General features: G+C 61.1%; 11 protein-coding genes. 2 read left to right on the forward strand and 9 right to left on the reverse strand.

All coding sequences use genetic code 11. From position 1 onward, the window contains the following. Positions 1–7: 7 nt before the first annotated feature. Entirely contained in the window at positions 8–1,309 is a 1,302-nt protein-coding gene (locus ACWDEW_RS29010) for an FtsK/SpoIIIE domain-containing protein (protein ID WP_450516356.1), read from the reverse strand. Next, positions 1,309–1,656, reverse strand: a complete 348-nt coding sequence (locus ACWDEW_RS29015) for an SCO3933 family regulatory protein (protein ID WP_450516358.1) — start codon at positions 1,654–1,656, stop codon at positions 1,309–1,311. The genes ACWDEW_RS29010 and ACWDEW_RS29015 overlap by 1 nt, the downstream gene beginning before the upstream one ends. A 169-nt stretch (positions 1,657–1,825) precedes the next feature. Between ACWDEW_RS29015 and ACWDEW_RS29020 the strand changes: the two genes are divergently transcribed. Then, on the forward strand, positions 1,826–2,605 hold the full coding sequence (locus ACWDEW_RS29020) for a GntR family transcriptional regulator (RefSeq protein ID WP_450516360.1): 780 nt from the start codon (positions 1,826–1,828) through the stop codon (positions 2,603–2,605). A 410-nt stretch (positions 2,606–3,015) separates the two neighbouring features. Here the strand turns inward: ACWDEW_RS29020 and ACWDEW_RS29025 are convergent, their stop codons facing one another. Next, on the reverse strand, positions 3,016–3,312 hold the full coding sequence (locus ACWDEW_RS29025; RefSeq protein WP_450516494.1) for a hypothetical protein: 297 nt from the start codon (positions 3,310–3,312) through the stop codon (positions 3,016–3,018). A 327-nt stretch (positions 3,313–3,639) separates the two neighbouring features. Then, complete coding sequence (locus tag ACWDEW_RS29030) at positions 3,640–4,167, reverse strand: ATP-binding protein (protein ID WP_450516362.1); 528 nt, start codon at positions 4,165–4,167, stop codon at positions 3,640–3,642. Between the two features lie 233 nt (positions 4,168–4,400). Between ACWDEW_RS29030 and ACWDEW_RS29035 the strand changes: the two genes are divergently transcribed. Beyond that, positions 4,401–5,777, forward strand: coding sequence for a sporulation protein (locus ACWDEW_RS29035; RefSeq protein WP_450516364.1), 1,377 nt, complete (start codon positions 4,401–4,403; stop codon positions 5,775–5,777). Positions 5,778–5,780: 3 nt separating this feature from the next. Here the strand turns inward: ACWDEW_RS29035 and ACWDEW_RS29040 are convergent, their stop codons facing one another. The 5 genes from ACWDEW_RS29040 to ACWDEW_RS29060 all read right to left on the reverse strand — a co-directional run bounded on the left by ACWDEW_RS29040 (position 5,781) and on the right by ACWDEW_RS29060 (position 13,995). Then, a complete protein-coding gene (locus tag ACWDEW_RS29040) occupies positions 5,781–6,695 on the reverse strand; it encodes a phosphotransferase enzyme family protein (protein ID WP_450516366.1) in 915 nt (304 codons plus the stop codon). A gap of 264 nt (positions 6,696–6,959) precedes the next feature. Next, entirely contained in the window at positions 6,960–8,879 is a 1,920-nt protein-coding gene (locus ACWDEW_RS29045) for a hypothetical protein (RefSeq protein ID WP_450516367.1), read from the reverse strand. Next, positions 8,869–11,388, reverse strand: coding sequence for an ATP-binding protein (locus ACWDEW_RS29050; protein ID WP_450516369.1), 2,520 nt, complete (start codon positions 11,386–11,388; stop codon positions 8,869–8,871). Before ACWDEW_RS29050 ends, ACWDEW_RS29045 begins: the two co-directional genes overlap by 11 nt. Before the next feature lie 1,717 nt (positions 11,389–13,105). Next, complete coding sequence (locus ACWDEW_RS29055) at positions 13,106–13,519, reverse strand: hypothetical protein (protein WP_450516371.1); 414 nt, start codon at positions 13,517–13,519, stop codon at positions 13,106–13,108. Positions 13,520–13,809: 290 nt separating this feature from the next. Continuing rightward, a complete protein-coding gene (locus ACWDEW_RS29060; RefSeq protein WP_450516373.1) occupies positions 13,810–13,995 on the reverse strand; it encodes a hypothetical protein in 186 nt (61 codons plus the stop codon). Between the last annotated feature and the right edge of the window lie 149 nt (positions 13,996–14,144).

The raw sequence follows: 14,144 nt of genomic DNA on the forward strand, positions 1-14,144 counted from the left end.
CCGCTGGTCACTTGTCGTCTCCTTCCAGCGCCGCAAGGGCGCGGTCAAGGGCGGGCAGTTCAGGGGTCATGCCGGAGTACTTCCGTGCCGTCGACACGGCCTCTTCGGTCGGGGTGAGGTGGGAGCGGGCTCGGCTCCATCCGCCGTCGGGGCCCGTGCACACGGCCACGCCCCGTTCCTCCGCAGTGATCGTCTGAGCGACGGCGACAGCGTCTTTGTTGAGGTCGCCGAGGGTCATTTCGGCTGTGCCGGGGTCGTTGACGCGGTGGCAGATCCGGCCGCCGAGCTGGGCGCGTAGGGCGGTGACGCCGGGGCCGAGGTCGGAGCCGACGCGTTGGCCGGCGACGACCAGGTGCAGGCCGAGCGCGGCCCCGAGCTGGCCCAGCCGCAGCAGGAGCGTGGAGCACTGCTCGGCCTCCGCCTTGCTCTCACGGGTGCCGTCGGACAGGTACAGTTCCGCGATCTCGTCGACGATCACGACGACCGGTGTGGGCCGCAGTTTCTCGGGCAGTTCCCAGATGGAGCGCACGCCGGCCGACCGGCATACGCTCATGCGCTCCTGCATGTCGACCACCAGGGCGGAGAGCACGGCGACCGCTTCACGTCGGCAGGTGGCCAGCGCGCTCAACCGCCGGGTGAACAGGCCGAGTTCCATGCCGCCCTTGCAGTCGATGCCGACCAGGGCGACGGGCTGCGTCGCAAGTTGTGTGATCAGCCGGGCCAGCAGGGTGGACTTGCCCGAGCGGGTGGCCCCGGCGATCAGCCAGTGCGGCACGAGGCGCAGGTTCATCACCCAGGCCCCGCCGGACTCCATCACGCCGATGAGCGCCGAGAGGAGTTCGGCCGGAGCGGTGGCTAAGCCGGGTCGCTGAAGCGGATCGGCAGCTGTCGCCGTGAGCAGCACCAGGCCACGTTCCGGCGAGGTGACCCGCACCGCGTGGACTCTCCACGCATGAACGAGTGCGTCGGCCGCCTTCATGTACGTCATCGGGGTCTGGCCCGCGTGCAGCCGTACCGTCACGGTCAGGCCCATGCGGGTGGCACGGGGAAAGGAGATCCGGGGTGCTGTCGGCCGCAGCGGATCGCCCTTGACCACCAGGTCCCCGAGCAGGCCGCGCGGCGGACGGCGCGAGACGGCGAGGTCGTTGAGCACGGCCGCCTTCCGCCAGGTCGCCAGGACCCGGCATACGGTCACCGGGTAGCCGGTCAGGTACCAGTGCCAGACCGGACGGTGCCGCTGTACCAGGTCGCCGACGACCAGCACCCAGGCCAGCACGGCGAGCGCGAAAGCGAGCAGGATCGGTCCCATCACGCGTCACCGCCCTTGCCCTGCGCACCAGTTGAGTGCGCGGGCGTGATGGCGTCGGCGCGGAAGCTGACGCCGTGCCTCTCGCCCATCGACCACATGAACGCGGTCAGTCCGGTGACCTTGACGATCTGGCCTGCTTCGAGGCCCTTGGGCTGTCCGCTCACGGCGATCTCGATGACGGAGATCCGCCGCCCGTCCGGCCGTACGGTGACCGCGACGGAGTAGACCGGGTTGCCGTCCCGGTCCTTCTTCACCTCCTGTGTCTCGGAGTTGCTGAACTTCACTTCGGGCACGCCTGCGCACCGCAGTACGCCGAGCCGTGCCGTGTCCACGGGTATGGACTGCATTTCTGTGGCCTCCCTGGCCAGTCGGAACGCCAGCTCTGATGCTGACGTCACTTGTCCTTACGAGTTACGACTATGGAGCTCTGTACGGCGAGAGTGCAAGTACTTATGCTGACGAGTGATGTCGCGCGTGCGACGTGCCTATGACCTCAACTCACCCGGAGATGCCGAGATGTCGGAGATCCAGCGGCCCGGAGCCCTCTACCAGCAGGTCGCCGCCGTGATGCGGGAAGCGATCCTGTCCGGCGAGTTCGCCCCGGACTCCCTCCTACCGTCCGAAGCCCAGCTGATGGCCCGCTACGGCGTTTCGCGGCCCACCGTCCGCAACGCGATCTCGGCACTGCGCGCGGAAGGGCTGATCGACGTCCGGCACGGCAAGGGCAGCTTCGTACGCTCCAGCGGACAGCCCTCGCTCACTCTGGAACGCCGCATCAGCCGCAGCAGCGAGGGCAAGTTCGTGATGCCCAACGGCGACATCTGGCAGGAAACCGAACAGCCCAGCACCTACCGCACGCACACCACCAAGGACACCGGCCAGCTCCTCCAACTCGACGAGGAGGAAGCCCTGTTCGGCTGTGACCGCCTGCTGATCGACCCCGCCACCGGGACACGTGCCATGCACCGCACGCTGATCCCGTTCGAGGTCGCCGAGGCCGTCCCGCTGCTCGGCAAGGAACCGTGCAAGCCTCCAGCAGCGATCTACTGGGTCCTCACCCAGGCAGGCCACAAGCTGACGTGGACGGAGACGGTACGCGCCCACATGCCGCTGCCCGACGAGCGCACCGCCCTCCAGCTCCCCGACGCGACCCCGGTCCTGCACGTGGCCCGCACCGCGCACGGCACCGACGACCGCCCCCTGATCCTCGAAGAGCTGCGCGTCGGTGCGGACCGTGCCGAACTCGCCTACCGGATCACCGCCGACAAGCAGCCCGCCCGACGCACCCGCACCTGAACTCAACCGGGCATCGGTCGAAACAGTCTTCACTTCCTCAAGGGCGCGCCTGCGGCGCGCCGGGGCGCCCGGCCGCCCCGGCCGGGCGTGCGGCGTGGCCGCCGGTCCCGTCCGGTCGGCCCACGCCCCACACCGCAGCACACCGTAGGAGTTCGGGCGTCGACCGGCCATCTCGGGCCGGAGTCCACGGGGCTGGGGGTCGCCGGCCGCAGAGACTTTAGGCAGCCACCATGGGGCGAGCCTCGAAGAACAGGGGGCCGATCGGGCTAAACACGGGCAGGCTCCAAGAGACTGCCCGATCCGCTGGCGAGCGTAAGGCCCCCTGTTCACTCGCCCCATGGCAGCTCCCGCCCAAAGTCTCTGCGGCCGGCGACGTGCCCACGCGCACCGCTCACCAGCAAAAAGACTCCTCATCGCGCACCACCGTTGACGTCCGCGAGCGCCTCCAGGAGACCGGCGAGCCGATTCACCGCACCCGGCCACCCCGCCAGGCGGACGACGCCGCGACCATCCTCGTTAGTCGAAGCCACAGCCCGAACAGCAGAGAGTTCGAAGCCCGCGCCCAGGAGCGCCCGGTTCAGTCGGTCGGCAGCCTCGCGCGCCTCGCGCCATCCCGCGATGTAGTCGACGCCGGCCACCCAGAAACCGAAGTCCGAGCCCGCCACGTCCAGACCGTCGTTCGGCCAGTCCTCACCGGAGCCAGTCACCTTGCCCACCTCTGCCCTGATCTAGGTAACGGATCGTCAACTTCTTTTGGGCCAGGGCCAGAACGCAGCACGGCGGCCCCGGTACCATCAGGCACCGGGAACCGCCGTGTTCCCAGCCGGGCCACCCGTTCGCTTACCAGGGCAGTGGGTGGCCCGGCCTATATGGGGGATGTGAAGCGCGGCCCCTCATACGGGAGGGGAGCCCCCCGAATGTCCGAGAGACCGCGCCCCTTTGATTGGCCGGAGTGGTCAAACTCCAGCCGGTAACCGGATCGCCGCCCGCTCCCGATCGCGAGGGAGCAAACAGGGGCGGTGGCCCGGCGCTTGTCAGACCGAGTTCTCAGCCCACAGCCGGTCAAGGTCGAGGCGACACCACACGGTCTTGCCACCCTTCACGCCGGGCGACCACCACACCGCATCAGCCAGCCGCTGAACGATCAACAGCCCGCGCCCTCGCTCCGGCAGCAAGGCCTCTGAGAAGTCCCCCGCCAGCTCCGGTGAGATCCACTCACCAGCCGCCAGCTCAGGTGGATCCGAGTCCTCATCCGAGACACCGATGACCAGTACCTCGGGCACCGTCATGAGCGATACATCGATCCTCCGCGAAGCACCGGGCGTGGCCAGGGCGTCATCCGGCACCGCGTGATGCACTACGTTGCCGACCAGCTCCGACACGATGAGCTGAGCGTCGACAACCGCGTGCTCCAACCCCCAGGTTCGGAGGTAGGAGCCCACCGTGTCGCGCGCAGCCTTGGCGCAGCCGGAGTCCTCGGCATAGAGAGTGAGCGCCCGGAAGTGACCGTTGGACGGGTCGTACACCGACCGGCGCGGAGCACCCTCCGCCGAAGCGTTCACCGGGTGTCTGCTGTGTCGCACTTCCACCGCGTTCCCTCCCGCGCTCCGACGGGCCCGTAGCCCGCTGATCTGTGTCGACCAGTGAACGGCGCAGGAGACTCTGCCGGCAGTGTTCACCAGGGGGTTCACGTGAACACCGGCAAATGCAAAGGGGGTTCAGGAATGAACCCCCCAGGGTGAGGCTGCTGTGACACGATGAATACTCGCCGTCATTCTCGGGTTGGCAGGGGAGCATGAGCCGAGAGCCAAACGCGCAGCTGATCGCGGTCATGGACGAAGCGAAGGTCTCGAACAAAGGCCTTGCGAAGCGCATGACAGACGAGGGCGCCCAACGTGGCATGACCCTGGGAACGACGCATGTCGCCGTGAAGCGCTGGCGAGAAGGCGCAGGCATCAGGCCGCAGACAGCGGCGCTCATGGCAGACGTTCTCTCGAACAAGCTCCGCCGACGCATCACCCCGGGCGATCTCGGCTTCTTCGACCACACCAAGTCGACGGCCCCCGAGCCTGTCGGCTACCCCAGCACCGTTCCCGACGTCCTGTCCGTGCTCGACGGACTCACCCACGAGCACGCCGACGCTCCGGCTTCGAGCCCACTGGCCGTCGCGGACGCCGACCTCAACTCCGCCGTCCTGTCATGGATGATCGCGCGTCCAGACGGCATCCAGGCCGACAGACCCGATCACCGACGCATCGGCATGCGCGACGTCCGCGCGATCAAAGAGGCAGCCGGCCTGTTCATGCAACTCGACTTCAAGTACGGCGGAGGCCACGGCCACAAGGCACTACGCCACTACTTCCGCGAAGACGTACTGCCGCTGCTGAACGCCAGCTACAGCGAGAAGGTCGGCACCTCGTTATTCGGCGCAGCCGCCGAGATCTCCCAGTTGCTCGCATGGACCGCCTACGACGTCGGCAACCACCGACTCGCCCACCGCTACCTGACCTCAACACTGCGCCTGTCCCAGGTCATCGACGACCGCATGTTCGGCGCCCGCATCCTCGGCAACCTCAGCCACCAGGCCAACTACCTGGGCAACCACACCCAAGCCATCCAGCTTTCCCGCGCGGCAGTCCAGAGCGCCAAGGGACGGGCCACCCCACGCGCTATGTCGAACTACTCGGCCATGGAAGCCCGCGCCCTGTCCAACGCGAACGACGGGATCGCAGCAGCCCGCGCGATGAAGGAGGCCGAGCGCCACTTCGAACGCGCCCACACAGCCGAAGACCCGGCATGGCTCGGCTACTTCGACGAAGCAGAACTCATGGGCGAACTCTGCCACTGCTTCCGCGACCTCAAGATGCGCCGAGACGCCGTCGCCCAGGCCCAGCGCGCCGTGGACAGCACCGACCCCAAGTACGCCCGAACCCTGGGCTTCTGCCGCATGGTGCTCGCCCAAAGCCAGCTGCTCAACGGCGAGCTGGAAGCCGCCGTCACCACCGCGAGCCTCGCAGTCGACGGCGGCGACTCCCTGCAGTCCAACCGCTTCCAGCGCTACGTGACCGACTTCCAGCACGAGGTCAGCGTGCATACGGCGAACCCCACCGTGGCCGCCTTCAACGAGAAGGTGCGCGACGCGCTCGACCGCCTGGACGAGGACGACGAGTAGTCGCTACCAGGGCCGCCAGTCCCGCGGCCCGTCGTCATCGCGCAGACCAGCGATACGCCGGCGGTACTCGGCCGCCGTCCCTTCGTCCTCCTGCACGTTCTGCATCAGCCACGTCGTCATACCGAACTCTTGAATGCCCCGCAGAGTCTCGTACCCAGGCCAGTCGTGCAGGTCCCGCCCGTACGCGCCCACGAAGTCGGCGTACTGCTCGTCGGTCTGCCACCCAAGGCTGTAGTGCTCCACAGACGTGACCATCAGATCCCACTCCGGGTGGTCGTAGCAGAAGGCCTCGAAGTCGATCAGGATCACGCGCCCCTGATCGTCGACCATGAGGTTCTGCACATGAGCGTCTCCGTGCACCGGCCCCTTGGGAGTCTCGAACTCCAACTCGGCGAACTTGTCACGTAGTTCCCGCCACCGCTTACGCAAGAAGGCCTTGTCATCATCCGGGATCACGGCTCGATCAAGTCGTAGCTCTTGCTTGTCAAAGGGGTCGAACGACGGGAGCACCAAACCCTCCGGCACGGTCAGAGAGTGAAGATCCCGCAGGACCCCACCCAACTCCCCGTACGTTGCCTTGCGGTTACCTTCGACGATCAGATGCCAGAAGGTCACTGGGTGTCCCTCGATCAAGAACGGCTGCTCCAGATCCTCGATGATGCGAGCAGCTGGGAGGCCTTCCCTCTCCAACCACCGAGACACGGCTACCTCGTTGCGAGCCGTAGGCAACCACTCTTCTCCCCGAGCCACGCGGACGATCACCGGCACGGAGGCCAACCGAAACAACGCGTTCTCCCCGAGGCGGATCAACTCCGCGCCTCTGTCGTCGAGCCCCGCAGCCCGGCACGCGGCGACCATCACCCTCGTAGCCCTCGCCGACGTGAACCCTTCTTCCGTGCGAGCAGCGTCAACCGCCATGCCCGTACCAGCTCCCCTAGTCGCGCGCGATCAACCAGCGCACGCCCACGGGTGACCAACCCGACGCACGCCAGACACGACTACGACGGTACCGAGGTTTCACGAACCCTGACGACAGCTCTTACTCGCGCTCATACGTAGCCGTTGGCGCACGCAGGCAACCCGAAGGCTCTTCACCCTTCGGTTGTCCGAAAAGAATCGCCGAGGTTCAACCGCAAAGCTGTCAGAGATGCCAATTCTTAGAAAGCGTTTCGCGGCGCATGCCTAGTCCACCAGCCCAACATCGAAGGCGTCACGCGAGTCTCGCTGGGCCAAGCGTGTGAGCACTGCCGCCCGATAGGGCTCACGAAGCCTCCCTATCCTACGGATCCCGTAGTGCACCTCTTGAGTAGAAACTGAAATCAACGATGAGAGCCCAGGCATTGTTCCGCTCTGGGTGATTGCAGAGGTGACATAGTTGGCACCTTTACCCGCAATCGCATTAGGCTTCATTTCTTGATACTGAGCCACAGTCTTCGTAACCCACTTCTGGAGCCGCGTGAAACGCTCTCGCCACGAAGGAATAACCACATCTGGACAAATATAGCCCACCCCTAGACTGGAAACTCCCCCGTCACCAAATACGCAGAAATCTAACGCATGAGCCGAAATCAGCCTAATCCTATTGAGTTCGATATTTACACCAGCCCCGGTTTCTCCGTCAAAGAAAGGAATCTCGAATACGTGAGCTCCTCCGCCACCGACCTTCGCCTGAGACTCAAGCGGGAGTGCTCTTATTGGCGCCAGTCGAAGGAAATCGAGGTCGTTGGCCCGCTTTCCGTCGTAACGGACTGAAATGTCACAAGGCTGCCCAAGCAACATGTATAGCTTGGAAGTCTCAGCACACGGAATCTCTGCACGAGCAGGCGAAGCGGAGCGCCCGACACCAAATGAGGTCGCTTCGATCATGAATTTTCGAACTTCAAAGATATCACCGGCCTCGACAGGAAGATGCAACTGCGAAAGATGCTCGGCCTCTTTAAAGAACTCCATTCGCTGAATTTCGGCGAGTTCAGACTGCACCAACTTCTGATCTCTCACCTGGGGAATGCTGACGGTATTCAATTGCAAGATGCTGGCGTTATGTTTGTGCAACTCCGAATTCTTTCGAAGTTCTGCCATCACGCGATCCTGGGTAAAGGCAGAAATCAGCCTAAGAAGTGTGTCAGGTCCCCAGGTGCCATCAAGATGCCTACTGCCGTTCAATGCAGTCTCTAGCGTATACGGGTCTTTGGATTGCACCTCACCCAGCGCGTGATCCCAAGTCTCCTTAATCGCCGACGACACGATTTCCTGCATTCGCTCCAAAGCGGGCACCAAGAGCGTTAGCTTCAGCATCGCAGGGAACCTCTCTGGTTCCTGCGACAAATGACCCTTCGCTATGACAAGGAACTTTGCGGCATCCACGGAAAACTCTTTAGTCAGAGCCCTCCATGCTGCGATCTCTTCGTCTGGGCTGGTAACTGTATGCGTAAGAAGTGCGACTTTCCAGTGCAGATAGTTACCCTGAAGGATGCGTTGAATCTCCGCCTCGCCGGCAGAGCTTGACGCCCCCTCCCGCTCGAAACTCCGATCAAAGAGAAGGAGCGTGGGTTTCCCATCTCCGAGCAGGGTTGAACTCTCACGGCGCCACTGATCGAGGGTCAAAGTGACGAACTCTGGCGGATCAGCCAGCAGAGTACGCAGCGTGACTAGGGCGCTTGCGTCTTCTCCTTGCGGCTCGTCGTCACCTTCGTCGTCGTTACCTAGTTGCTGGGCAACGAGAGCAGAAATCTCAGCGCGCGCATCAACGTCCAAGGAATCCCATACCGAGCGAACAAGCTCTGCCGCCAAGTCTGAGGGTAAGCCATCAGAAATGGGAGCTAATGAAGGATGAGAACTAGCAATCGACGCTAGGGTTTCGGCCTCTAAGCTTGAGCTCTCGATCGCGGCGGCGACCTGAAAGACATCATCCGTCGTTACACTGTAGTAGTCATCTACGCAGATGACTCTCTGGATGTTAGCAAGCGCGATTAGCTCTTGTGCAGCTCGCTTCGCTACTTCAATCTTGACGTCTCGCGATATTCCTTGGGTAGGCACTGAGGTGAGAAGTCCCTGCGGTTCAGACCCCTCCGGACCAGACTCTTCGCAAATTTCAGTTGACACGCATTCCCCCAAGGTCAAGAACGAACCCGTAGAGGCGCCCTTGCGCATTCCTCTGCGGATTCAATGAGATCGTGCACCGATCTGAATCAAGTAGCTGTGTGATGACGTAGAGGCCAAGCCCTCTACCTTCGCCTCGCCCTTTCGATGAGACGAATGGTTCGAAGAGGCTATGCTCCACAGCGGGATTAATTCCTTGCCCATTGTCGCTGACGAAAACAAATGGAGCTTGAACCTCAATATTCACACTTGGCTCCGCAACTAAGCCGAGTCGGTGATCATGAGTGAGCCAATATTCACTATTAAGGATAAGGTTATCGAAGACCTGTGTAAGCTTCCCCTTGTTGACCGCTACTGTGAAATCGTCTTGCGGCAGCCTGTGGAAGCGAATAGAAAGCGGTCCTGATTGCCAGCGCTGCGTATAGTAGTCGACGACTTCATCGCAGAAGGAACTGATCAGGATCTTCTCTCTACGTTCCCGCATGTAACGCAGGGAAGGGTTGAGATGCGCAAGCTGCCGCTTCAGAGCACTACTCGTTGACTGCATGAACTGGAAGTAAGCGGCTACTTTTTGATCGAGTGGCATTTCGGCTTGCATATGCCGCTTGATTTGTCCAGTCCGAACGGATAGTCCCTCAGCGATAGTCGCTACTTCGTGAGAGATTGCCTCCGCAGTCAGCCCAAGGGAGACGGTCTCCCAGGTAAGGCTCAACTGTTCCCGCACCTGTTCCGACTGGTCACGCAAAATCTGAATTACAGCCCGCTCGGCCTCCAGTGAGTCTAGGAGGGCCCCTATTTCGGTCACCGCAGCAGTTGCGCGCAAATGTGCTTGGTTTATCTCGTCCAAGGCATTAGCGATCTCAGGAGACATTGCCATACTAGCGAAAGATGCTTGATCACCATCCAACTCTTCACGGACACGCTGAGCGCTTTCTGCAGCAGCCTTGGAATCGCCTTTTAGAGAGTTAAGTTGGCGTCGCGCCCGAACGACGGTAGTGATCCGCTCATCGACTCGCCGAAGCAATACTTCGGCGTCGGTACTTAGGTCTACGTTTGCCTCCGCCGCACGGAAGCTGCTTCTATATGAGTTATACGACCGGCGTAGCGCCTCCGCCAACTTGTCCGCAAACCGACGCCAAGTTTGCAATAGGAGATTGAAATTTCGATAGGCTGGCGTATCGGCAAAACCTTCACGGTCTGTAGTCTCTGTAAGTTGCGCATTGTACTTCGCGGAGATATCTACAAAACCCAATGTATTCTCAGGACGAAGGGCGTAGTAGGATCCTCCGCTCGTTGCCGATTTCCGGAGACCAAGCCAGTCACCGTCCATGCGGATACCGAATCCGTCGCGGTATACTCGGATTCCACTCAAACTCTTCACGTAAGATCGGAACTCTGACCTATTAGAGAAAGCTGCAATAGATTCATTCCCCAGATCTACAGAGTCGATCTCGCCGGTAAAGGGGCCTGGATCGGCTACTTGAGCATCTGTGCTGCCTACACCACCAATGGACCTCAATTCTTCCCGGTGAGAGAATTCAAGAAAATACCTGCTATCACTTGAGGGCTCCCAGCCGAAAGATTCGACCTGGTTTTTTCGATTAGCTTGCATCCACCTCCAAAAGGACTTTCCATTGTCGTCCCTAATCAGCCGCTGATAAAGTTGTTTGTCTTCCGCTGAAGTGCCCTGTGATGGAGCTAGAAGGTCTAGCTTGAGTGCGCCGTCGATCAAAAACACACCATCTGCATAGTCGAGCCTGAATCGATAGTCGGCTGCTTCCCGAACTTGTGCAGATAGAGAGTAGAGGTCAACGCTGTCTTCATCGATGCTCAAGAAGACGCGAAATCCACGGGTCTGACCATAGGGCGAGATAAGAACAGAGAGCTCACGTTGAAGTGACTGACCATCTCTAGTGGACTTAGCCCATTGCTCGGGTTCCCTCAGCCCAAAGATGGTAAGTGTCGTTCCGGGCTGCCGGCTAGCGGGTCTCGTAGTGAGCTGCAACGGGACAGAGGAAAGCGATCCCTGATCATTGAACGACGCCCAGTCAATGGAGATCTCATGCTCTTGATCTGATCCAAGTGGGCGGGTAATAATTTGCATCTGTTGTCCGAGACGTTGTGCTCCAAGCCGTCCCAAGCCCTTGTCGCCCAGTGGAGTACGGCCAAGCCTGGTCTCTTGGCCCGCCAGTTTCATCTCCCGTTTCCGTGAATTGCTGATCGTCAGCCATCCACGAATTATGTCATCCACATCCATGCCTGCTCCGTCATCTTCCACCCGCATAAAGGTTGGTTGATTTTGGAGCGACTCATCCCCCGCTGACTTACCGGTCCAGATGGTTACGCGGGCATAGCTCGCGTCGGCGTCGTAAGAATTCTTGACAAGCTCCGCCAGGGCTTGCATTGAGTCGGAGATCAGGTCTTCTCCGAGTTTGAAGACCACCGACGGATGCACGTCAAGATGTACTTCTTGCGTGCTGCTGCGCTCGGCCAACTCCCCGTCGGATGTCATTGACACTCCCCATTACTCGCCGGCTGGATTCCCGGCCCTCTCATGACAAGAATGCTTTCGGACGTCATAGTCTCCACACTGGCATTTCGCAGAGCCATTCGTTTGGAATTCTTAGGGATCTTTCGTTCAAGCGTCTCAACGTGATGCCCCCCTCTTTCGACTAGGAGGTCCCTGACTATGGCAACCGTAGGAACGACTACACCGCTAATACGACGCTGCCCCAACGTCCAGAACATCCAACCATTCGGACGCAGAACGCGGAGCATCGAATCGAGGGCCGAGTCTAAATCATTAAAAAAGGCAACCAATCTAAGTTGAGCATTTCTTGGACGATCAGACAAGGAGTCTAGGCACGAACTGAAAGCGCTAGATCGAGCTCGAAGGTAATCCGAGTTCTGCAGCGCGCCTTTAAGCTGTCCACCCAGACTAGCGCTGTCAATAGACCGCGTGTACCTCAGAAGATCTTTCGAGATCCCTGGTACATCAACATGATCGATCCACTGAAGCGGAAGATAGCTATGCTGCCCGTAGGTGACCGTCGTGATGTTATCTCCATATGGCGGAGACGTCATTACAGCGTCTACTCTTGGATCAGAACTCTCTGCATTACCACGAGCGTCGGCTCTTTCGCAAATTACAGACAAATCAGGGTTTCGCTCACGGCCTTCTACGATGGCTAGCGTCTGTTCCGCTAGACGGACGCAGTGTTCGCGCAAAACTCGGGAAAAGACTGCTGGCACGTCAATGACTCTGTTTGCTGTTTCCGTAACGCTGTAAGCGTGCAGCTTTACAGTAGAGGTACGACTATTACTAACTAGCCGAATGGTCTCAGCGAAGGTTACCCATAGAGCCAACCTGGTTGCTTGATCGGCTTCAGTTTGGATAGAGCGCCGCAGCCGGGAGAGTTGAATTGAGACATCGGGGCGAAACCACTTGTCTCGATTATGAAACTTCACAGCAATGGCTTTACTGGAGTCCTCTTGCGCTCTCTGAACTACTCGGTAGGCCGACTCTTCCAGCGATGCAGTGTCATAAGAATATGACTTAACTTGCGAAATAAGTACCGCGAGGGGATTAATGTCCCGGCCACGAAAGGATAATCCTCGACGGATGCTCTCCAATAGGACTGTGCCCGACCCCATAAACGGGTCGTAGATGCGTGACACGTTTGGATCAACCGACATTAAGTCGTCAAGAAGGACTCCCTGCAACTGAGGAACCATCATTGCTGGATAGGCAAAGAGCCCATGGCCATGCTCGCGAGTAGCGTCACCCTCGAAGGTCCAGAAATCTGGCGTATTCGCAGCTCTCCGCCTCAGTTTTTCCGCCAAGCCATTGGTGAGGTACTCCGCCGGCGCTTGCCGATGATCACCGGTCGGGTTCAGAGCAGGGGATCCCGGCTCCTGCTCCGCATAGTCACTCATGTCAGGCTTCCTCCCTGCACCTGCGCGGCGCGGCTTAGGGGCGCCGCTGGGGGCGTAGGGCTGTAACAACGTCAACAAATACGTGCAGTGAACCAGACCCTGAGCCGTGGCGCCAGAACCCAACTCGCTTTCGGTCACCGTAGATTGACGGTGCGTGTGTGATGGCACCGCATGGGCTCAGCGTTTGCTCCGTTGGCCTACATCAACCTTGTGAAGTCTCTATGAGGCTGAGCCTCGCAGGTGATGTCGGGAGTGCGCGCCTCACAACGGATCGCTTCAGGCTCCGCCGCTGTTCAGTAGCTGGCAGTCCGATCGAAGCTGGTGATGTTGAGTTTGATGCCCTTCACACTCTTGAGCGTCGTGGGGTACTCACCCCGGGCGGTCTGGCCGGGTTGGACGTCGGTGTCCAGTTGGGTGCCGTTCGCCAGGCGAGTGCCACTGCCGTCCACGGCTTCCCAATCCCATGAGTAGTCGGACTTCTCACCGCTGTTGTTCTTGATCGTCCAAGCGATCCAAATATTGTTGATGCCGGCTTCTGAGCGGTCGTCCAGTTGGAAGCTCACGAGGTCCGCTCGTTCGCTCTTGCCATGGCCCTGGCTCTGGGGCGTCTGCTTCGTCTCCCGCTGTGGCTCAGCGCTGGCGGTCCCGCTGGGCGCGGGCGTGGTGCTCTCATCGCCACTCCCCAGCGCGATGACCAGCACAACCACGACGACGACAACCAGCGTGGCCAGGGCTCCAGCACACCCCCAAAGACAGCCACGACCCCGCCGTTTGCTCTGCGGAGGTCTGACAGGAGGCGCCCACTGCCCAGAAGGGCGAGGACGACTGTCCCGGCTCTCCCACTGAGGACCATTCACCGGCGACTCACTCGCTGGCATGGCGGCCTCCTCCGTAGCGGATACCGCCACGCTAGGAAGCCAGAGCCCACCCCGCGAACCAAGAGCAGCCACTCAGGCGACGACCAACCCTGTACTGCGTCCTCCTGCGCCGTCAGCCCTCAGACCCACTCCACCTCGGACTCGACAGCCGAAGAGCCCCCAGGCGTCGGCAGAGGCGTTCTCAGCACCTTCCCCACGATCGCCCGCCGCTCACTCCGCGCACCCAGCGCGCCCAGGACGGCAGCCACCTCTTCCTCGCCGCCGTCCCCCAGCACCTCCGCGATCCGCCCCAACGCCTCACTCACGTCAGTGCGTGTGTCCGCCGGCCGGACCGTCCTTTTTGACCGTCAGCGGCAGCAACTTCTTCCCGCTGTCGCTCAGTTGTGGCCATGTATCGAACTGCTGACACAGCGCTAGGGAAAACCACCGGTGGGCAGGGCATCGCGGAAGCGTC

The sequence above is a fragment of the Streptomyces sp. NPDC001100 genome (assembly GCF_053598575.1).

Excerpts from the sequence above, each read along its gene's own strand:
- ACWDEW_RS29040 (WP_450516366.1), bottom strand. The coding sequence starts at position 6,695 with ATGGCGGTTGACGCTGCTCGCACGGAAGAAGGGTTCACGTCGGCGAGG.
- ACWDEW_RS29015 (WP_450516358.1), bottom strand. The coding sequence starts at position 1,656 with ATGCAGTCCATACCCGTGGACACGGCACGGCTCGGCGTACTGCGGTGC.
- ACWDEW_RS29010 (WP_450516356.1), bottom strand. The coding sequence starts at position 1,309 with ATGGGACCGATCCTGCTCGCTTTCGCGCTCGCCGTGCTGGCCTGGGTG.
- ACWDEW_RS29050 (WP_450516369.1), bottom strand. The coding sequence starts at position 11,388 with ATGACATCCGACGGGGAGTTGGCCGAGCGCAGCAGCACGCAAGAAGTA.
- ACWDEW_RS29035 (WP_450516364.1), top strand. The coding sequence starts at position 4,401 with ATGAGCCGAGAGCCAAACGCGCAGCTGATCGCGGTCATGGACGAAGCG.
- ACWDEW_RS29020 (WP_450516360.1), top strand. The coding sequence starts at position 1,826 with ATGTCGGAGATCCAGCGGCCCGGAGCCCTCTACCAGCAGGTCGCCGCC.